This window comes from Enterococcus sp. R12, assembly GCF_058135755.1.
Window position 1 is genome coordinate 967674 of the sequence record NZ_CM176874.1, and the last position, 20463, is coordinate 988136.

Consider the following 20463-nt stretch of genomic DNA (forward strand, 5'->3'; position numbering starts at 1 on the left):
TTGAAGATCGCCTGTTTTTGTTTACTAAAGAAGCATGGCTAAATCTGCGCTTAATTTTTCTCTATTGTTAAAAGGAGCCATGAAATCATCTCTTGATAGCACTCATCAGCGATCGCATTTGGTGTCCGATCAAAGTCATGCTGATCTAAGTCGAGCCAAAGTGTTTTGGCATGGGGGACTTGTGCAGCGAAAGCTTCGGATGCGCTGAAGGGAACATCTGGATCTTTTTTGCAATGAACGACAAAGCAAGGAGGAAAGTCTTGGTAAGCGGCAGTAGGAATCGCCAAGGCTGCCAGCTGTTCCCGATTGCCTAAATAACGCTGCCAGTTGCCATATTGACGGGCGGAAAGGTACAAAGGGAATCGTTTTTCTAACGTGCCGTGGGTGATGGGTTGGCTTTCGATCATGGCTTCAGCGACGAATGGTGGGACTTTCGGAAATTGTGTGTAAAAGCGTGCCGGTTGCAAAAATTCTTTACAAAACAACTCTTGGTAACCGTAAAATCGGATCAAGCCCTTTTGCTCCGAGTGCTTTGTGCTTGCGGTCAGTAAGGTCGCTAAAAAACCGCCGGCGGAGCGACCGAACAAAACGTACTCATTTGTACCAACGCCGCTGAACTGCCAGCCTTCGGCCAAAAACCACTCCACTGCCTTTTTTGCATGAAGGTAGATATCGTGTAGCGCTACTTCGGGAGCCAGTGGATAATCGAACAGGTAAAGGCTAACACCGGCAGCCAGCAATTGGTGGACATAATCCTGCGGAAGGTCTTCTCGCTGACCATAGAGGAAGCCACCACCATGAAAATACAAAAGGCTGATCCGAGGCTGCGCTGCTTTTAGGATCGTCACTTCTAACGGCAAAGTGCCGTAGGTGTCAAATTGGATTTTTTCTGTTTGCGCAAAGGCATTTTTAGGATAAACCATTGTTTTCTTCCTTTCTCTTCTTCGATAGTATAAGGAAGAGTATAGGTGAAGGAAGCGGTTTAAAAAACAGCGTTATGACTAAAAATAGAAACGGTTTTGTCGAAAGTGAACAATGATGTTCTTCAGTAACACGCTTACAATAACCGTATAAATCAAAGGAGGCAGAACAATGGAGTTGAAAAAAGAAGTAGCGGCAATGATCGATGCACTATCTCAGATTGGGAGTGATCCAACTGGAGGAATGACTAGACTGCTTTATACCGATTCATGGAAAGAAGCGCAATCATTTGTAGAAAAACAATTAAAAGAAACTGGCTTAACGACGTCCTATGATGCAGTCGGCAATCTCTTCGGCAGAATGGAAGGCAGCCAGTATCCAGAAGAAACGATTCTTTCAGGGTCACATATCGATACCGTCGTCAACGGTGGCACATTAGACGGTCAATACGGGGTCGTTGCTGCTGCTTTAGCAATCAAGTATTTAAAAGAGACCTATGGGCAACCTTTACGCTCCTTGGAAGTCATCTCAATGGCAGAAGAAGAAGGCAGTCGTTTTCCAACCGTTTTTTGGGGAAGTAAAAACTTTGTCGGAGAGGCCAAAAAAGCCGATGTTGAAGCGATCGCAGATTTTGAAGGCAATCGCTTCGTGGCAGAGATGCAACGCCAAGGCTTTGATTTTCGCGACCCACAAGAACCAGTTCGATCAGACATCAAAGCCTTCGTGGAAATCCATATCGAACAAGGCAGTGTTTTAGAAAAAGAAAATTTGCAGATCGGTGTCGTCAATAGTATCGCTGGTCAAAAGCGCTACACCTTTGTCTTAAAAGGACAAGCCAATCATGCAGGAACCACACCGATGGGCTATCGCCAAGATGCTGTGTATGGTTTTGCCAAAATGTGTGCCGCAGTGATCGACCGTGGCTTAGAGCTTGGGGATCCATTAGTAGTGACATTCGGTAAAGTTGAGCCAAAACCGAATACGGTCAACGTGGTTCCTGGTGAAGTGTTGTTTACGATGGATTGTCGCCATACCGATGGGCAGCTATTGGATGCCTTTACTGCTGAAGCAGAACAGATCATTCAAGCGATCGCCAAAGAGCACGACCTGACAGTGGAGATGGATCTATGGATGGATGAACGACCTGTGCCGATGGACGAGACGATCGTTGCCACGGTGGAACAAGCGGTGAAGCAAACTGGCAAACGCTACAAAGTCATGCATAGTGGGGCGGGGCATGATTCCCAAATCATTGCACCACATTTTCCAACTGCGATGCTGTTTGTACCAAGTATTGATGGGATTAGCCACAACCCAGCCGAAGCAACGATTATCGAAGATTTAGTAGCTGGGGTTGAAGTTTTAGCAGCTTCCCTTTACGAGCTAGCATACAAAGAATAGAAAGCAGGGACACACATGGGATATAAAAATAATAATACGGGCTATTTAGATGGATTGCTGCAATCACGAGCAGTCATTAGAAAAAATAATTTTGCGATCTTGCCGCATGATGGGCTAGTGAATAATGTCATTCCAGGCTTCGAAAACTGTGAATGTTCGATACTCGGCACACCAAAATTAGGGGCGTCTTTTGTCGATTACATCATTTCATTCAAAAAAGATGGCGCCAACCAATTGGGCTTCGGCGGTCCAGAGATCGAGAGTTTCTTGTATGTCATCTCGGGCAAACTGGAAGTAAGTGATGGCAAAGAAACCCATACATTGACGGACGGAGGCTATATCTATCTGCCTGCTGGAGAAAAACTGTATATGAAAAATCTCCAAGAAGAAGCGACAGAAGTGTTCTTGTATAAGAAACGTTACCAACCACTTGAAAATCACCAAGCCTACAAAGTAGTGGGGAATCTTTCAGAGTTGACACCGATCCAATACGAAGGGATGGCAGACGTCCTACTTTGGGATTTCCTGCCAAAAGAGCTGGGCTTTGACATGAATATCCATATCCTTTCCTTTGAACCAGGGGCAAGTCATGGCTACATTGAGACCCATTACCAAGAACATGGGGCGTACTTACTGTCAGGTAAAGGGATGTATAACTTAGATAATGAGTGGTTCCCAGTGGAAAAAGGCGACTACATTTTCATGAGTGCCTATGTACAGCAAGCGGCCTATGGTGTTGGCCGTGACGAACCATTGACCTATATTTATTCCAAAGATTGCAACCGCGATCCGGAAATTTAAAGGAGTTTAGAAGATGGAAGAAACGGTTATTGTACAGTCACAAGAGTTACAGCAATTGATCCAAAACAAATTAGCGGCTGCTGGTTTGTCTGAAGAGCACGCAGCCATCGTTGCAGAGCATTTGGTTTTTGCCGATGCCAGCGGGATCCACTCTCACGGGGCTGTGCGGGTAGACTATTACGCAGAGCGGATCGCTAAAGGTGGGATGAATCGCACTCCACAGATCACGTTTGAAGAGACTGGGCCGAGCAGCGGGATCGTTCACGGTCAAAATGGCGCAGGGCAGGTCGTCGTATTAGAAGCGACAAAGTATGCCATTGAGATGGCCAAACGTTCTGGGATCGCGGCGGTTGGTGTACGGAAAACGAGTCATAGTGGGGCGCTATCCTATTATGTCAAAAAAGCTGCAGAAGCTGACTTGATTGCATTATCTATGTGCCAATCGGATTCAATGGTGGTTCCTTTTGGCGGCAAAGAAAATTATTTTGGTACCAATCCGATTGCCTTTGCGGCACCGCGAAAGCATGGTGCGCCGGTGGTTTTTGATATGGCAACGACGGTCCAAGCGTGGGGCAAAATTTTAGATGCTCGTTCCAAAGATAAAGAGATTCCAGCAACATGGGCCGTTGATGCCCATGGCAAGCCAACGACAAATCCGCATCATGTTCATGGGTTATTGCCAATCTCAGGACCAAAAGGCTTTGGGTTGATGATGATGGTGGATATCTTGTCTGGAATGCTCCTTGGGCTGCCTTTTGGCAAGCATGTTTCCTCTATGTACAACGATCTGACGAAAGGCCGCGACTTAGGGCAATTTATTTTGCTGATCGATCCGCAACGCTTTACAGATTTAGACACATTTAAAGAGTCAGTCGAAACGATGATCGAAGAGCTACACGCCATACCGGCTGCTGAACAGTTCCAGCAAGTCTATTATCCAGGCGAGATCAATCAACTAACCTATGAAAAATATATGGCAGAAGGCATTCCTATCGAAAAGAACATTTATCGCTATCTCATTAGCGACACGGTTCATTTTGACCAGTATTCTGGGTCAGATGCCTTTGCACAGACAGGAACAGGAAAGTGAGGAGACCCATGTTACACACTATTATTCAAAAAAACAATTACCAAGATTCCATTGTTTTAATGCTTTTGACCAATCGTTTACTGACGATCGAAGGGATCAACAACGCTTCGGTCATGATGGGTACACCTGCCAATAAGGATATCTTCAAGACGGGTGGTCTTTATACCGAGGAGATGAGCAATGCGACCTCCAACGATATGGTGCTCGTGTTAGACATTGAAGAGGAAGAAATCATCGAAACAGTCCTGTCAGAAATCGATGCCTTCTTATCGGACCAAAGCAATAGCGCAGGAGAAGAAACCCAAAGCGTCAAAACTTGGGAAAAAGCCTTAGATCTTGGAAAAGATGCGAAGGTCGCTGTCTTATCGATTCCTGGTACTATGGCAGCACCAGAAATTGAAACCGCATTAGCAGCGGGCAAACATGTTTTTTGTTTCAGTGATAATGTTTCATTGGAAGAGGAAGTTCGGCTAAAGAAAATGGCTCATGAACAAGGACTTCTTTTAATGGGACCAGATTGTGGCACAGGGATTCTCAATGGGATACCAGTAGCCTTCACGAATGCCGTTCGTAAAGGGAAAATCGGTGTTGTCGGCGCTTCGGGTACGGGCATCCAAGAAGTCACCACCATCATTCATAAATTGGGTGCCGGTGTGACACAAGCCATCGGAACCGGTGGACGAGATCTCAAAGAAGCCGTCGGTGGGATCACCATGAAAGACAGCATTCTTGCCTTGGAACATGATCCTGATACGGAGGTGATCGTGGTGATCTCCAAACCACCTGCACCACGTGTCCGAGATGAAGTGTTGGCATTATTAAGAAGAGGAACAAAACCTGCAGTCACGATTTTTCTGGGGGAAGAGCCAACGGACCACGAAGAAAATCTTTACCGAGCTTACACGCTGGAAGAAGCGGCTCAATTAGCCGTGCAGCTACTACGTCAAGAACAGATTGGATTAGAGCCAGTAAAAGAGGAAACGGCAGCTGCCGCTTTTGGACCTGAACAGCAAAAAATCAAAGCTTACTATTCTGGCGGAACATTGGCGTACGAAGCAGCGATGCTAGTCAAAGCAGGATTAAATCTAGAACAAGAAGATGCCCATCAGGAAGGGTACATCTTAAAAGCAGCTGGCCATGAGATCATCGATTTAGGTGATGACATCTATACGCAAGGCAAGCCCCATCCGATGATCGACCCAACAAAGCGGATCGAACTGTTGAAACAAGCGGGAGAAGATCCTGAAACGGCAGTGATTTTGTTAGATATCGTTTTAGGGTACGGCTCTCATCAAGATATGGCGAGTGAATTGGCACCGACCATCAAATCGTTGAAGGAAGCAGCACAAGCAGCTGGCCGGGAGTTAGCGGTGATCGCTACGATCGTCGGAACTGATTTAGATCCCCAAGACAGCAACGAGCAAGCAGAGATTTTAACCGCAGCTGGCGTGATTTTGTGTCAAAGCAATGCCCAAGCAGTCAAACAAGCTTTAGCAATGCTCGGTCACCCGTTTTCCCCAATTAGTCGTAAGCTGTTGCCAAAAGCAGTGACAACTGCCGATGCGTTGCCAGAGCCATCTGAAAAGAGCCGTGAATTGTTGGCGAATGACGCGTTCATCAATGTAGGATTGCGTAGCTTTGCGGAAGCAATCCAGGCGCATCACGGTCAAGTCGTTCAATATGACTGGCAGCCAATTGCTGGTGGAAACGTAACGTTACAAAAAGCCTTACGTTTCTTAGCACAAGTGTCACTATCAGAGTAGGAGGAAGTTATCGTGTACGAAACTATTGAAGAAGCAAACCAAGCCGTTATTGCCAAAATCGTTGCGGGTTCGCCTTTTTTGTTGGATGTCGTTCCAGCAGTCAGTGTCATTCCAGAGTTAGGTGAAGGAAAAGTCCTATTGCATGCAGGACCACCGATCCGCTACGATCAGATGATCGATCCGATTCAAGGTGCTTGTGTTGGTGCGGGGCTTTTTGAAGGCTGGGGCGAAACGGAAGAAGAGGTACGTCATTTATTAGCATCTGGGGAGGTTCAACTGATTCCTTGTCACCACGTGCAAGCGGTTGGCCCAATGGGGGGCATCACCTCTGCCAATATGCCAGTGCTCGTGGTGGAAAACAAAACCGATGGCAACCGAGCATATTGTACGATGAACGAAGGGATCGGGGCAGTTTTACGTTTTGGCGCCTATTCTCAAGAAGTCATTGATCGCTTGCATTGGATGAAAAATACGTTAGCACCAGTTTTAAGTGCTGCACTACAAACAAAACCCGATGGCTTGAACATCAATGTCTTAGTCGCAAAAGCAATCGCCATGGGGGATGAGTTCCATCAACGGAATATTGCTGCTTCGTTGGCGTTCTTAAAAGAAGTAGCGCCAGCGATCGTTACCCTGGAAGGATTTGAAAAAGAAAAACCAGAAGTCATTCAGTTTTTAGCAGACACGGATCAGTTTTTCTTGAATATCATGATGGCTTCTTCAAAAGCGGTGCTTGATGGCGCCCGGACGATTGAAGAAGGCACGGTTGTGACCGCAATGTGTCGCAACGGGCATGAATTCGGTATCCGTATTTCTGGCATGGGAGATGAGTGGTTTACTGGTCCTGTCAATACACCAAAAGGGCTGTATTTCTCAGGATTCAGTGAAGAAGATGCCTCTCCAGATATGGGCGACAGTGCCATTACGGAAACCTTTGGTGTTGGGGGAATGGCAATGATTGCTGCCCCAGCTGTGACACGCTTCGTTGGTTCTGGTGGATTTCACGATGCGTTGAAAACCAGCAATGAGATGTTAGAGATCTCCATTGATACCAATCCGAACTTTCCCGTCCCTACATGGGACTTCAAAGGGATCTGTTTAGGGATCGATGCTCGGAAAGTCGTGGAAACAGGGATCTTACCGGTGATCAATACAGGGATCGCCAACAAACAAGCTGGACGGGGACAAATTGGTGCCGGGACAGTGACACCACCAATGGAATGCTTTGAAAAAGCTGTCTTGGCTTATGCAAAAAAATTAGGATTTGAAGAATAAATCAGGGACTGAAAACGTGGAAAAGGAGCAACCTAGCGATGATACAGGCAAAATGGATCGACCAAGCTTTATTTGAACCCGCATTTATCAATGGCAACTGGCTCGTTCACAGTGTGTTTCAGCATAGTTTCAATCTACAAGATCCTCGTCAGGATCAGCTGATCTGTGTCTCCAAACAAGCGGCTCGCGTGCCCAAAGGGATGATTTTAGCTGCCGACGATTATGCAGCGTTGGCGACAGGCTTAGTTGCTGGTACCACTCTTGTGGTTCAGCAACGGGTGATCCATTTTCCGCATCATCGTCTGTCTTTTCAAAAGGCAGCCAAATTTACAACCACCTTTCCAGCTGGCACAGTCCCATTTGATCGAGAACTGTTTTGGTCAATCCTGCAACATGTCACGGAAAAGACGAGGATTCAAGAAGCTGTTTCAGCAACCATCCGCAGCAATCATCCGTTTTATGACGCAATCGATCAGCTATGCACGCCTTCATTTAAGGAACAACGGCAAGCAGTCGCTTATTTAGTCGGACGGGGTGTCGGATTGACCCCCACAGGCGATGATATGCTAGTTGGTCATTTACTGGCTCGCCGAGTGATGGGGCAAGCAGATACCCGCTTGGTGGCTTATCTACAAAGAAGGCTGTTGACAGTCAATGATTTAACGACTGACGTCAGTAAACATTATCTTCTGCATGCACTGACAGGCGCATTCAATCAATCGGCATTATCCTTGACCAGGTGTACCGATTCAGCGGCTTTTTACCAAGTAATTAAAGAGATACTAGCGATCGGTCATACCTCGGGGGCTGACTTTTTGGCAGGGTTTGCTCGCAGTATCGATCAATTTCAAAACAATAGAAATGAGGAATTCATATGGCAAAACGAGTGGTCATCGCTCTAGGGGGCAATGCAATTTTAAAACCGAATCAACCAGCGACCGTAGAAACACAGCTTGCAAATATCCAGTTAAGTGCGGAACAGATCGCTAAAATCGAGAAGCTTGACCATCAAATCGTCGTGACGCACGGCAATGGTCCGCAAGTCGGCAATATTTTACGACAAAATGAAGAAGCCAAAGAAGTCGTGCCGCCTTTTCCACTAGATGTCTGCAATGCAGAGTCACAGGGCTTTATCGGTTATTTAATGGAGCAAAGCATCAAAAATAAAATCGAGCAAGAAGAACTGACCAGCAATGTCGTGACCTTATTGACCCAAGTGGAAGTGGCAGCGGATGATCCCGCGTTTGAAAAGCCAACGAAGCCGATCGGCTTGTTCTACTCAGAAGAAGAAGCAAAAAAGATGGCTGAGGAAAAACATTGGGTGATGGAAGAAGATGCTGGACGTGGGTACCGTCGCGTCGTGCCATCTCCACAACCTGTGACGATCCACGGCGTGGAATCAATGGTTCATTTATTGAATCAAAATACCATCGTGATCGCTGGTGGCGGCGGAGGGATTCCAGTCGTAAAACAAGCGGAAGGCTTGAAAGGGATCGAAGCAGTCATCGATAAAGATCGAACTGGGAAAAAACTGGCAGAACAAGTGGATGCCGATGTATTTATGATGCTGACCGACGTCAACAACGTTTATATCAATTACGGAACACCGGAGCAAGAAAAATTAACGGGCTTATCCGTAAGTGAAGCGCAAGCATATTTTGATGCGGGGCATTTTGCAGAAGGTAGTATGGGGCCGAAAATGGAAGCGGCGATTGCGTTTGCCAAACAAGGAAAGACAGCAATCATCTGCTCATTGGAAGAAGCGGACTTAGCATTGTTAGGTGAAGCAGGCACAAGGATCGCTGGGTAACACCAGCGATCCAACTGCTTGATTCGCCTATTAGTCGCCTTCTTCGGACAGCTCAAGGGCTAAACGCAGATCCAGGCTGATGCTAGGATCATGCACGTTTTTTCCTAGTAGCTTTTGACACTGTTCGATGCGGTATTTGATCGTGTTGCGATGAACGAACAAGGCTTTGGCGGTGCGGGTGATCTCACATTGATAATCCAAGTAAGCCCGCAAGGTTTTGCGCAATTCGATGGTGGCATCTTCTTGCGGAAACGCCAATTCTTTAAGAATCGTACGGCAGAAATAATGGATATCTTCAGGGCTCATTTTTTCAAATAGACTCCGCATTCCCCGTTGATGGTAGAAAGAGACGATGGACGAATCATGCTGGCCTCTTCGTTCTTCATAAGCAGTCTTTGCTTCGATGTAGGAGCTGGCTAAATCATTGATACTTTCACAGACACTCCCTACCCCAAAGGCCATTCGAAATGGCAACCGATTGGTCAAAGCATTGGCGGTCTCGATCAAATGATCTTCTAAGGCATCACACTTGTGCTGCACGAAAATCGCAAAGTGATTGCTGCCCTTTAAGCGAAAGAGACAAACATCTTTGATGCGATAAGGTAGTTGTTCACTAAACCACTGATAGACCAGGTCACTTTCTTCTTTTAGGTATTTGTCTTTTCCTTTGGTTTCTTTGGTTGGTTCACAGGCACCATAGATGACACGATAATGGCGGGCTTTGACCAACCCGTAAGTCTTTCCGAGGTCTAACCAATCCTTTTGTTCTTGCTTGGTGGATTGCTGGTATTCGATCATCCGTGTTAAAAAGTCACTTTTTAAATCTTCAAAAGATTCTTGCACTTTTTGGTTCTTGAAGAGCATAAACGACAAGACCAAGGCTGCTTGTTCCAGCGCAAAATCCGAGACAGGATAAGGAATCGCCTCAGGATTCAAAATGACTAAATAATGGGGGAAATAAGTGGAGGTTTCAATAGCATAATAAGAAATTTGTGACGTTTTTTCATGAAGATCTTTGATAGGGATCGCCCCGCTTTTTTCACCAGTAAAAACCCCTTTCGTTTGTCCTAATTGATGGATGTAGTACTCCGCGGGTTTTGACATGCGGGTGAAATGCTTGGAGTGGGCGATCACTTGTTTAAAAGGATTCAACAAAATGATCGGTGTATTGACCATTTGGCCAAAATCAGCGATAAAGCGAGCGATGCTGACATCCTTCATCAAGGAAGCAGAGAACCGTTTTTGAATGTCTAACGCATAACTCAGCTGCTCGGTTTTGGTGTTCCACAATAAATTCAAAAGCTGGTGCATCAAACGACCTAGCGGCATCGTGGCAGGTACTTCTACGATGGGGAAACCCAAGCTATCGGCGTAGGCGATCACTTCAGGATCGATGACATCCAAAAAACGACCGATCTTGATGCCTAATCCAGCGGCATTTTTGGCTACGAGAGAATCGATCAGCTCCAGAAGCGCTCCTTGATTATCTTTATAAACCATCGCCGTGCTTAAGATAAAGGTATGCTCAGGAATATAGTGGGCGATATCGGGGGTCTCGGTGATTTCGATACTGTCGACGGGAATTTCCGCAGTCAGGGGATCTGTCAATAAACGCAAATTGGAAAAGCGTGGTATAGCAAGCAATTCAGCAACTAACTTCATAGAGAAACTCCTTTTGGAATTGAACAAAACAAACAAAAACATGTCCTTTTTTAGCTTTATTGTACAACAAACTTGGAAACGTTGACAAGGCGTTGGACAGTGAAATCAAAAAGAGAAATGAGGGAAAAAGATGTATAAAGAGTTAACGATCGCACAACGTACGATCATGACACCTGGGCCTGTAGAAGCCCATCCAGCTGTTCTACAAGCAATGACCAATCGCATTTTGGGGCAGTTTGATCCGAATTTTTTGACGATCATGGATGAGGTCAAAGAAATGATCAAACAACCGTTTGGAACCAAAAATAAAGAGGCATTTGCCATTGTCGGGACTTCCCGAGCTGGTTTAGAAGCGGCGCTGATCGCTTTGATCGAACCAGGGGACAAAGTCTTGATCCCAGCCTATGGGCGCTTTGCTTTCTTACTGGGAGAAATCTGTGAACGTGCCCAAGCACAAGTCAAATATGTAGAAAAAGAGTGGACAGCTCCTTTTGCACCCGCAGAGGTCATCAAAGAAATCGACGCATTTCAACCCAAGATCGTGGCGATGGTCCACGGGGAAACCGCCAATGGGCAAATGCAGCCGTTAGCAGAAATCGGGCAGTATTGTCGCGCAAAAGATATTTTCTTTGTCGTTGACATGGTGGCGACTTATGGTGGCGTGGCCCTGTCAGTCGATGATTGGTGTGTCGATTTAGCGATTGCCGGTACACAGAAGTGTTTAAGTGTGCCGTCTGGTCTTTCATTAGTGACCTACAACGAGCGAGTCGAAGCCGTCCTTAATGCTCGTTACCAAAAAGAATTAGGCTTGAGTAAAACGGATCGAAACAAGCGGCACATTATGAGCAATTACTTGGATTTGAGTCAACTGCAACGCTACTGGAACACAGAGCGAATCAACCATCACACAGAAGCGACGAGTATGATCTATGCGCTTCATGAAGGATTACGGATGCTGCTAAACGAAGGCCTTGATGCAGCCTATCAACGTCATTTGACGAATGAAGGCGCGTTGGTCGCTGGACTGGAGGCAATGGGGCTGTCGATTTATGGCGAAAAAGCAACCAAAATGCCGACAGTTACCCCTATCTTTATTCCAGAAGGTGTTGATGGCGAAGCTGTCCGAGAAGAGATGCTTCACTCCTTTGGTGTAGAGATCGCTAGTTCATTTGGTGATCTAAAAGGAAAAATCTGGCGGATTGGAAATATGGGCTACAGCAGCCGCAAAGAAAATATTTTACATGTCTTAGCCGCGTTAGAAGGGGCACTATTGTACCAGCAAGCACCAATTTCTGCTGGCAAAGCGCTCATCGCTGCGTTAAATTACTACCAAAAAACGACTTAAATTTTTAGCACAAATGCACAACGACTGAAAGCGCTTTGTGAAAAATGACAAATGCAATCGTCGGCAAAAAAACGTACACTAAGACTATCTTAAAGCGCTTTCGTTGGCGTGCTTCACAAACTTTACTTGTGTAACTGATGGAGGGAAAAAAATGGAAATCAATAAAGAACGTGGTGGGCTTGCCTACTGGAAACAAATTATTATCTTAATGTGTTCAGGCTGGGTCACTATCTGGATTTATCGCGCTGCATTATCGCCAGTCTATCCGCAAATCAATGAGTCACTTGGCGGCAATATTTCTGATACAGCATTAGGATCGATTGCCAGCTTTTACTTTTTCGGCTATGTAATCATGCAGATCCCGGCCGGCTTTTTGGTGGATAAGATTGGGAAGAAAACAGTTCTGCTTCCAGGATTCGTGGTATTTGCACTGGCAGCTTTACTGATTTCACAAGCCTCTTCAATCTCCATGATCTATACCGGTAGCTTTTTAGCAGGGATCGGCTGTGGGTCATTTTACGGTTCAGCGTATTCTTTGACCTCACAGAACATTCCGAAAGAAAAGAAGAGCTTCTCAACAGCGATCGTCAATAGTGGTTCTGCCGTTGGTTCAGGGTTTGGGATGATCTTATCAAGCTTTATCGTTATTCAGATGAACATGCCTTGGCAAACAATGATGTATTTATCCGCTTTCTTGATCGTTTGTATGACGATCGCTTTTGCATTGGTGATCCGCAGCAACAAAGAAGACGTGGCTTTCTTGGAGAGCCAAGCAGCAGCTGAAGAAGAAACAACGGATCAGCCGAAAGAAAAAGTTTCCCTTTCGACCTTGTTCTCACTGCGGATGCTCTTTACTTATGTGTTATATTTTGCGACGTGTTATGCCTACTATATGACGGTTACTTGGCTACCAAACTTCTTAGGAACAGAACGAGGCTTCCAAGGAGTCGCGATCGGTTTCTCTTCTTCATTAGTAGCATTTGCTTCCATTCCTGGGGCATTGTTCTTTAGCCGCTTGGCAGACAAATACATGCACAAAAAAGTAACTTTTATCGTTATTTTAGAAGTATTGGCGGCGTTGATGTTATTAGTAACGGTGCAAGCGACAAATTCGACCTTCTTAATGATCGCGTTGATCTTGTACGGGTTCCTTGGGAAATTAGCGGTTGAACCAATCATCATTTCTTGGCTAGGGGAAAATGCACCCAAAGTTGGGGTCGGTACGACATTAGGGGTCTTCAACTTTTTCGGCATGATGTCTTCCGTTATCGCACCAACATTGACCGGATCGATCTCGGATGCAACAGGGTCAAAAGTAATGGGCTTTTATATCGCAATTATTTTGTTGATCGGTGGTACATTCTTATTCTTGACTGTAAACTCTAAGAAAACAGCCAAGTAGAAAAGTGAGGCACAACAGATGAAAAAACGATCCTTAAAAATCAGTTTGACCAACCAAATCATGATTGCAACGGTATTGGGGATTTTTTGGGGCGTTTCCTTTCCCGGGTTAGGTGATCAAATGCAGCTAGTCGGGGACTTCTTCTTGCGACTGATTCAAATGTCTGTGGTCGTGCTGGTCATGGGCTCGGTGATTGAAGCGGTGGGGGGACTTGATCCAAAAGAATTAGGTGGGATTGGCGGGAAAGTCTTCCTCTGGTTTACTGGATCGACCCTCGTCGCCGCTATTTTCGGTCTCTTGTTCGCCTTGATCCTCAAGCCTGGCGCAGGCCTTGATCAGTCCCTGCTGCAAAGTACAGAAACCGCATTAAGTACCAGCAGCATGGAAGAAGTCATCTTAAACTTTGTTCCACTGAACATTATTCAAGCCATGGTGGAGCAGAATATGATCCAAGTGATTATTTTTTCGCTCTTCTTTGGCCTTGCCTTGAGCTTGATCAAGCATGAAAAAAAGAATCAGCTGTTTCTAGATATGATCAGCAGTTTTAATAATATTTTGATAAAAATGGTCAGCATGATCATGAAGTTGGCGCCGATCGGGATTTTCGGCCTTGTTGCTTCCTTAGTAGAAGATACCGGTATTCGTGTGTTGGGAATGTTAGCCAGTTTTTTATTGACGTTAGCAGCAGCATCTTTGCTCTTTTTGTTTCTTTGGTTTCTCTTGACGTCGCTCTATTGCAAAGTTTCCTTGTTTCGTTTGATAAAGAACATGTGGCGCCTCTCGGTGGTTTCCTTTACGACCACCTCCTCTGCTGTTTCATTGCCGTTTCAAATCGAAGATGGCAAAGAGCGATTTGGGATCAGTGATCGAATCAATAAGCTCGTGATGCCTCTGGGCATGACCTTAAATAGCAATGGGCTCTCCTTATTTTTAGCCCTGGCAATCGTAACCGTTGCTCAGGCGTACCAGATCCAATTGAGCTGGGGGGATCTTTTGCAAGTGGTCTTGTTGTCCTCGTTGGCATGCTTGGGAACGATCGTCGTTCCAGGCGGCGGATTAGTCACACTGGCTACGGTTTTACCTATGTTAGGACTGCCTAATGAAAGCATCGCCTTACTGGCTGGGATCGATTGGTTTTCTGGGATGTTTCGGACCCTCTTGAATGTTGACCCTGACGTCTCGGTGGCGTTGATCGTTGCTCATGATGAAGGAGAACTGGATCATGCAGTCTTCAATGGTGAAAAAGCCTCGGTCAAATTAGCAGAAAAAATCACCGATGGCGTATAAGACCAATCATTCTTGTGATGAAACTTTACTCTTTTTTGAAAACGTGCTACGATTGATTCGTTGATAGACTAAAGAAGCTTCCTGAAATACCGTAAACGGTAAACAGTAGCGGCTGATTTTCCGCTCGTCATTTAACAGACAACTACGACAAAAAGAGGAGGAAAAAACATGACAGCATCGATGAAATTGTGGATTGACCTTTTAAATAGCTAATTTAAATCTATTTCAAAAGTCTAGGCAATCGTGATTTCAAGGGATGAGTGTCCTCTTTTTTCCAATTTCTTATTAAAATCAGGGTATAGCGGTAGGCTATGCCCTTTTTTTGTGCTTACGTTTTCCTAGACGGGAAGGACAGACTGATGGAACAATTAAGTGTAAAAATAAACAATCTAATCAAAAATTATGGGTCCAAAGAAGTACTGAACATTGAAGAACTGAGCACCTATCAAACGGATCGTATCGGGATCGTGGGAGCAAACGGGCAAGGCAAGTCTACCTTGCTGAAGTTGATTGCGGGAGTGGTCGATCCTGATTCAGGAACGATTCAAAAAGAAAATTCGTTTCACTATTTCCCGCAAATCGCTGAGGTGACTGAAAAGACGGAGGCCCTTGACTGGGCGCTGTTCGGTCGTTTTTCGATCCCAACAAATGAATTGGCGACACTAAGCGGCGGGGAGGAGACCAAATACCGGTTGGCACAAACGTTATCTTCCTATCAGTTAGGACTTTTGCTCGATGAGCCAACGACCCATTTGGACCAGCAAGGAATTCAAGTCTTGATTGAGGAATTGCAGTATTATTATGGCACCCTGATCGTGGTCAGTCATGATCGGTATCTATTGAATCAGCTGGCAACGAAAATCTGGGAAGTCGATCAAGGAAAAGTCACCGAGTATTCTGGCAATTATGACAGTTACCGACAGCAAAAAGAGCAAGCGGCACAGCGTGTTGCCTGGGAGGCTGCGCAGTATCAGCAACAAAAACAGCAGTTGACCCAAGCAATCCAAAAGAAAAAAGAACAAGCGATCAAGAGCAGTCGTATTTCTGAAAAAAAGCGGCAGCAAAACATCCGACCAGACCGTTTGTCGTCATCAAAACAAAAAGACACGGTGCAAAAGTCATTGCAAAAAACAGTCAAAGCCATGGAAAGCCGCTTGGATCAGTTGGAAGAAGTGAAGGGCGTCGCCCGGCAGCAGGTGATTCGTTTTCCAGTAGTCCCTGCAGTGGAGCTGCATAATAAACGACCGATTCGTGGGGAGCAAGTAACCATTCAAAGAGGGGCGAAACGTTTGCTAGACAGCAGCAGTTTCCAGTTTGCTGCCGGGAAGAAAATCGCTATCGTGGGTCCGAATGGTTCTGGAAAGTCGACTTTACTAAAAGAAATCATCGCAGGTGGAGAGGGAATCTATGTATCACCGAAAATCGTCTTTGCGGTCTACGAGCAAATGGGCTATCGAAAAAACAGCACCACACCGCTTTTGACGGAATTGATGGCTCAAACAGACTATCAGGAACCACTGGTCCGCAGTATTTTACACAATCTGGGATTTAGCCAGATTGACGTGATGAAGCCAGTCAATGTGCTAAGCGGCGGAGAAGCGACACGGGTCGAGCTCGCACGCATCTTTACTCAACCTGCCAATGTCTTGATACTTGATGAACCGACGAACTTTATTGATCTGCCGACAATCACCGTCTTGGAACAATTGATTCGCAGCTATCGAGGCATGGTTTTGTTCACATCTCACGATCAAGCGTTTATCGATGCCGTCGCGGATGATGTGTATCAAATCGATCATGGAAAATTAACATTGGTTTCCAGTAACTAGCAGCATTGTCGCTTTTATAACTGTATAAAGAAAAACAGCGCGGGAAAGGAAGCGACCGCCCAACGTTCGATCAACAATCGGCCGTTGAGCGGTCGCTATAAAACCCGTGCTGTTTTTTTCGCAATCATCGGTATCGCCTAGCTGTTGCTACATCGCTTAATAAATCTTTTTCGTAAAGTATTTTAAGATCAGGGGAGAGATCAAGGTACTCAACAAGACAACGATCACCAAAGGGGAATACAATGCGGACGAAATCAATTGGTTTTGTTGACCAATCTGCAAAATGATCAATGCCATTTCACCTCGGGAAATCATTCCAGCTCCCACCATCCAAGCACTGTTGTTCGAGAATTTCGCGATTTTCGCCCCGACATAGCCGCCGACCAGTTTGGTCAAGATCGCGACCACGGTAAAGGCAAGAATAAAGAATAATTGCTCATTTAAGCGGGAAAAATCAACTTCTAAGCCAACGCTGACAAAGAACACCGGAATGAAGACGGCGTAACCTAATGCTTCGACACTGTGTTCCACTTCCTCACGAACCTTTGTTTGACTGACAGCGATCCCTGCGAAGAAGGCACCAATGACCGAGCTTAACCCAACGAGGTCAGCAAGATAAGCCATTCCTAAGCAGATGATCAGTGACATGATGATCACCGCGGAATTTGCAAATAGCTTTTCTGCAAGTGCCATTAAGAACGGAGCGATCCACTTCACCAATAGAAAAATCAACACAAAATAAATCAATTCTACCAATAAGGTGACCGGCAGTGGTGTTGCTTGGCTGCTTTCGCCGCCTAAAAAGGAAAGGCTAAGACTCAAAACCAACACGACCAAAATATCATCCACGACGGAAGCACCAAGAATCGTCGATCCTTCTTTCGTATTCACCACATTCAACTCTTTCAATACTTCGACAGAAATACTGACTGAGGTGGCAGCTAATACGATCCCGAAAAAGAACGCTTCTGTGGGACTGCTTTGAAAACCGACCCCTGTGGCATACCCGAATAGCATTGGGAACACGATCCCCAAAAGGGCAACGAGCATCCCAGGACGAAAATAGCGTTTCAATAAAGAAATATCACTTTCCAGTCCCGCTAAAAACATCAGCAAAATAACACCAATCTCTGAAAAATCATGAACCAGAATATCTGGATGGACCCAATTGAGTCCTGCGCCTCCTAATAAAACCCCTGCTAACAACTGCCCGATAACAGCAGGAACGCCCATCCGTCTCGCCAGATGCGAGAAGAGGGTCGTCGTGATTAGGATCAAACACAAAATCCCGACAAAATGCATAAAACCTCATCCTTCTTTCCTATAACATACTCCCCTTTAGTATAGCATTCTCTCTTGAATTGAGCCTGTATCAAGCCTTTTTTATTAAAAGAGTTTCATTAAACCGCACGTTTTTTGAGATAAGGAGGAAGCGAAGGCAATCAGAGTTTTTCTGTGCACTCGTCGCAATAAAAAAACATTATTTTCACTTTACTTGTATCAAATTATTGTTTGAGCCAACGGGCGAGCTGCTGAAACACCATTTGGACTTGCGGCTCCTCGACGTTTTTCAAAAAGTCGTGGGGCAAATCATAGACAGGGACAAATTTGCTTTTAGGCACTTTCTTCAAGCCTTTGCTGTAACGAAAAGGAACTTCCTCATCGGTACTGCTGGCACTGCTGAAAATTGGAGGAAATTGAGCAAGCAGCTCAGGATCAATGGCATAGTCAGAAAGAGCTTCAGCTGTTAGACCATAGATCGTGGTGAGTTCTTGCTGTTGAACCCAATAAACATAAGGCAAATAGCGCTGAAACTGCGGATCATCCCAAACGATCTCGGTTTGATCCAAAGAAGGGACTTGCTCTTTGCTTAAGAGCGGCTGCTGCAAGACTCGTTTGTTTTCAATAAAAGAAAGATCGGTATACCCATAAAAGTTGACCAGTTTTTCAGGCAATCTCTGTTGTTCCTTCAGTAATTGCTGGGTCAGCGCCAGCATCAAATAACCGCCAGCTGAGCGTCCGCAGAAACAAAACGGGTTATCTTTAAGCACAGTTGCTTGCAATTCTTGAAAATTTTGCCAGTTCAGCGCCAAAATCTCCACTAACGAGGAATTGGGCGCCAGCAAATAATCGACTGTGAGGACGCTGTATTGCTGCTCTTGAAATAGTGCGATCAGTGATGCGGGAATGTCTTGACGGGTTCCATAAACAAAACCGCCGCCGTGAAAGTAAATCACGTATTTCTCCGAAGCAGGATAAAGGGACACCGAAGCACCGGTGGTCAATTGCCATTCTTTTTTCATTTTGCTTGACTCCTTTTCTGAAGCTCTAATAAATAGGTGCCGATCTCGTAATTGACTAATTGGATCGGACTTGTCAGATCGATCTCTAGTAGCTGTTCGATTTTGCTTAGCCGATAACGAATCGTTTTGGCATGAAGAAACAAGGTTTCAGCCGTATTTTTGTAATTGCGATTCGTGATAAAAAAGGTATACAGCGTTTTGAACAGCTCTTCATTTTCTTCCGAGAGTTGATACAGCTTCTGGGGAATGCTTTGCTGCAGCTTTTCCAGTTGGTTCTCCTTGATAAAGGAACTAAAGATACCTAAGTCGCTATAGGCAATGATTGGCGCCAAATAAAACTGCCGATTGAAGCGAATCGCATCCAAACACTCTGGCAGGATCTCTTTGATCTGTTCCTTGCGCAAGACTTCGCTGACCACCAAGCAGCCATGTTCATCGGCTAACAGGGCATCATCAAAATGTGTCTGCAGCATCTGTTTCGTCACCTGATGGGCGATCGATTGGAAATTATAGAGGATCACCAAATAATTGTGGTGTTCAAAAAAGACGTGGGGTGTTTTCAACGCCCGTAGCTTGTGCAAAACGACGGACTTACGCTCCTTATCTTTGAAGCTGTTGGAAGCAAAGGCAATGCCTTGGTAGAAATCGTAGCGATCCAGTTGCGCTTCTTCTAACAAAAGATCCAGCTCAGCCAAATTACTAGGAGTGTTTTGTAAGATCGCATCGGCAAGATTGTTCATGCGATTGTAACGTTCTTTCTTCAACAAATACTCCATTTGGAGGCGTTCATAAATGACGTCGATCACATTTTCAATGATCATGACTTTTGCCTCAGGGATCTGCGAATCTTTCTGATAAACGATCAAGGTACACAGATCATTGTAAGGATTGATGATCTCTACTTTTATGGCAGTCACATATTGATTGTTTTCATGAGAAAATAATTCCAAATATTCGTAGTGGTTCTTGGTAAACTCGATGGTTTTCATGGGTTCTTGTTTGGTCACAACGAAATTCTTAAAGGATTGACCGACGGACACATGCACATCTAAATGGGGGATGCGCAACGAACAAGGCTTTTCGATCAATTGATAGAACTCCTGCATGATCTGATCGAAAGAAGAGTGGTTGCGCTCGACTTTCATGAAGCGCTGGCGAACTTCGTAATAGGTACGCAGCAGCTGGGTTTGGTGATTTAGCAATGGTTCGTAAACCGCTAGCATGATGGCTTCATAGCTGACTTCTTGCTGCACTTTGATCAAAGGGATCTGATAAGCAAAGCTAAGCTCGATCACCCAATCTGGGATCATAGGGATCAAGCGATCCACTTTGATCACTAAACCGCTGACACCGATTTGCTGCATTTTTTCAAAAAAAACACGCAGTTCCTCAGGCGTTTGGTCTTTGAAGGCATAAAAAGAAGTCAAAATCAATTGATGGGCTTTGCTCCACTTCTCAATGTCCATCGCTTCCAGCACCATGACGGAACCAACGGAATTTGTTAAACCAATGGAGCCAGTCAGGACTTTACTTTTTTCAAAAAGCGGCAGTTCAACCAATTCTTTTAATTTCAT

The 20463-nt window shown here is 45.3% G+C and carries 16 protein-coding genes; 11 read left to right on the plus strand and 5 right to left on the minus strand.

Translation table 11 applies throughout. The features are described from left to right. Positions 1-50: 50 nt before the first annotated feature. Positions 51-923 (minus strand): alpha/beta hydrolase, encoded by an 873-nt coding sequence (locus ACTW1R_RS04540; RefSeq protein WP_489927461.1) that lies wholly within the window; start codon positions 921-923, stop codon positions 51-53. A 169-nt stretch (positions 924-1092) separates the two neighbouring features. On the opposite strand from ACTW1R_RS04540, the gene allC reads away from it, so the two are divergent. Genes allC through arcC form a run of 7 tightly spaced genes read left to right on the plus strand, consistent with a single transcriptional unit; the run spans position 1093 to position 9061 of the window. After that, complete coding sequence (allC, locus tag ACTW1R_RS04545) at positions 1093-2322, plus strand: allantoate deiminase (RefSeq protein WP_489927462.1); 1230 nt, start codon at positions 1093-1095, stop codon at positions 2320-2322. Positions 2323-2337: 15 nt separating this feature from the next. Beyond that, entirely contained in the window at positions 2338-3123 is a 786-nt protein-coding gene (allE, locus tag ACTW1R_RS04550; RefSeq protein WP_005225360.1) for a (S)-ureidoglycine aminohydrolase, read from the plus strand. Between the two features lie 13 nt (positions 3124-3136). Beyond that, complete coding sequence (gene allD, locus ACTW1R_RS04555) at positions 3137-4213, plus strand: ureidoglycolate dehydrogenase (protein WP_156235996.1); 1077 nt, start codon at positions 3137-3139, stop codon at positions 4211-4213. Between the two features lie 8 nt (positions 4214-4221). Beyond that, the gene (fdrA, locus tag ACTW1R_RS04560; RefSeq protein WP_016610608.1) at positions 4222-5976 is read left to right on the plus strand and encodes an acyl-CoA synthetase FdrA; all 1755 of its coding nucleotides are present in this window, start codon (positions 4222-4224) and stop codon (positions 5974-5976) included. 12 nt (positions 5977-5988) lie between these two features. After that, a complete protein-coding gene (locus ACTW1R_RS04565) occupies positions 5989-7251 on the plus strand; it encodes a YlbE family protein (protein ID WP_489927463.1) in 1263 nt (420 codons plus the stop codon). Between the two features lie 38 nt (positions 7252-7289). Continuing rightward, a complete protein-coding gene (locus ACTW1R_RS04570; protein ID WP_489927464.1) occupies positions 7290-8153 on the plus strand; it encodes an oxamate carbamoyltransferase subunit AllH family protein in 864 nt (287 codons plus the stop codon). Next, positions 8126-9061, plus strand: coding sequence for a carbamate kinase (gene arcC, locus ACTW1R_RS04575; RefSeq protein ID WP_015509188.1), 936 nt, complete (start codon positions 8126-8128; stop codon positions 9059-9061). Before ACTW1R_RS04570 ends, arcC begins: the two co-directional genes overlap by 28 nt. A 30-nt stretch (positions 9062-9091) precedes the next feature. Here the strand turns inward: arcC and ACTW1R_RS04580 are convergent, their stop codons facing one another. Continuing rightward, positions 9092-10723, minus strand: coding sequence for a PucR family transcriptional regulator (locus tag ACTW1R_RS04580; protein WP_167821641.1), 1632 nt, complete (start codon positions 10721-10723; stop codon positions 9092-9094). A gap of 130 nt (positions 10724-10853) precedes the next feature. On the opposite strand from ACTW1R_RS04580, the gene ACTW1R_RS04585 reads away from it, so the two are divergent. The 4 genes from ACTW1R_RS04585 to abc-f all read left to right on the plus strand — a co-directional run bounded on the left by ACTW1R_RS04585 (position 10854) and on the right by abc-f (position 16586). Continuing rightward, positions 10854-12068 carry a pyridoxal-phosphate-dependent aminotransferase family protein gene (locus ACTW1R_RS04585; protein WP_489927465.1) on the plus strand — a complete coding sequence of 405 codons (1215 nt, stop codon included), beginning with the start codon at positions 10854-10856 and terminating at the stop codon, positions 12066-12068. A gap of 151 nt (positions 12069-12219) precedes the next feature. After that, entirely contained in the window at positions 12220-13470 is a 1251-nt protein-coding gene (locus ACTW1R_RS04590; RefSeq protein ID WP_005225368.1) for an MFS transporter, read from the plus strand. A gap of 18 nt (positions 13471-13488) precedes the next feature. Continuing rightward, on the plus strand, positions 13489-14757 hold the full coding sequence (locus tag ACTW1R_RS04595) for a dicarboxylate/amino acid:cation symporter (RefSeq protein ID WP_156235988.1): 1269 nt from the start codon (positions 13489-13491) through the stop codon (positions 14755-14757). Positions 14758-15116: 359 nt separating this feature from the next. Next, positions 15117-16586 (plus strand): ribosomal protection-like ABC-F family protein, encoded by a 1470-nt coding sequence (gene abc-f, locus ACTW1R_RS04600; RefSeq protein WP_074932364.1) that lies wholly within the window; start codon positions 15117-15119, stop codon positions 16584-16586. A gap of 156 nt (positions 16587-16742) precedes the next feature. Here the strand turns inward: abc-f and ACTW1R_RS04605 are convergent, their stop codons facing one another. The 3 genes from ACTW1R_RS04605 to ACTW1R_RS04615 form a co-directional block, all read right to left on the minus strand. Beyond that, complete coding sequence (locus ACTW1R_RS04605; protein ID WP_005225371.1) at positions 16743-17888, minus strand: cation:proton antiporter; 1146 nt, start codon at positions 17886-17888, stop codon at positions 16743-16745. A gap of 203 nt (positions 17889-18091) precedes the next feature. After that, positions 18092-18889 carry an alpha/beta hydrolase gene (locus tag ACTW1R_RS04610; protein WP_288722232.1) on the minus strand — a complete coding sequence of 266 codons (798 nt, stop codon included), beginning with the start codon at positions 18887-18889 and terminating at the stop codon, positions 18092-18094. Beyond that, complete coding sequence (locus tag ACTW1R_RS04615; protein WP_489927466.1) at positions 18886-20463, minus strand: PucR family transcriptional regulator; 1578 nt, start codon at positions 20461-20463, stop codon at positions 18886-18888. The genes ACTW1R_RS04610 and ACTW1R_RS04615 overlap by 4 nt, the downstream gene beginning before the upstream one ends.

Coding starts and splice junctions, on each gene's coding strand:
- abc-f (WP_074932364.1), top strand. CDS start 15,117: ATGGAACAATTAAGTGTAAAAATAAACAATCTAATCAAAAATTATGGG.
- allC (WP_489927462.1), top strand. CDS start 1,093: ATGGAGTTGAAAAAAGAAGTAGCGGCAATGATCGATGCACTATCTCAG.
- ACTW1R_RS04585 (WP_489927465.1), top strand. CDS start 10,854: ATGTATAAAGAGTTAACGATCGCACAACGTACGATCATGACACCTGGG.
- ACTW1R_RS04590 (WP_005225368.1), top strand. CDS start 12,220: ATGGAAATCAATAAAGAACGTGGTGGGCTTGCCTACTGGAAACAAATT.
- allE (WP_005225360.1), top strand. CDS start 2,338: ATGGGATATAAAAATAATAATACGGGCTATTTAGATGGATTGCTGCAA.
- ACTW1R_RS04615 (WP_489927466.1), bottom strand. CDS start 20,463: ATGAAATTAAAAGAATTGGTTGAACTGCCGCTTTTTGAAAAAAGTAAA.
- allD (WP_156235996.1), top strand. CDS start 3,137: ATGGAAGAAACGGTTATTGTACAGTCACAAGAGTTACAGCAATTGATC.
- arcC (WP_015509188.1), top strand. CDS start 8,126: ATGGCAAAACGAGTGGTCATCGCTCTAGGGGGCAATGCAATTTTAAAA.
- fdrA (WP_016610608.1), top strand. CDS start 4,222: ATGTTACACACTATTATTCAAAAAAACAATTACCAAGATTCCATTGTT.
- ACTW1R_RS04605 (WP_005225371.1), bottom strand. CDS start 17,888: ATGCATTTTGTCGGGATTTTGTGTTTGATCCTAATCACGACGACCCTC.
- ACTW1R_RS04595 (WP_156235988.1), top strand. CDS start 13,489: ATGAAAAAACGATCCTTAAAAATCAGTTTGACCAACCAAATCATGATT.
- ACTW1R_RS04570 (WP_489927464.1), top strand. CDS start 7,290: ATGATACAGGCAAAATGGATCGACCAAGCTTTATTTGAACCCGCATTT.
- ACTW1R_RS04540 (WP_489927461.1), bottom strand. CDS start 923: ATGGTTTATCCTAAAAATGCCTTTGCGCAAACAGAAAAAATCCAATTT.
- ACTW1R_RS04580 (WP_167821641.1), bottom strand. CDS start 10,723: ATGAAGTTAGTTGCTGAATTGCTTGCTATACCACGCTTTTCCAATTTG.
- ACTW1R_RS04610 (WP_288722232.1), bottom strand. CDS start 18,889: ATGAAAAAAGAATGGCAATTGACCACCGGTGCTTCGGTGTCCCTTTAT.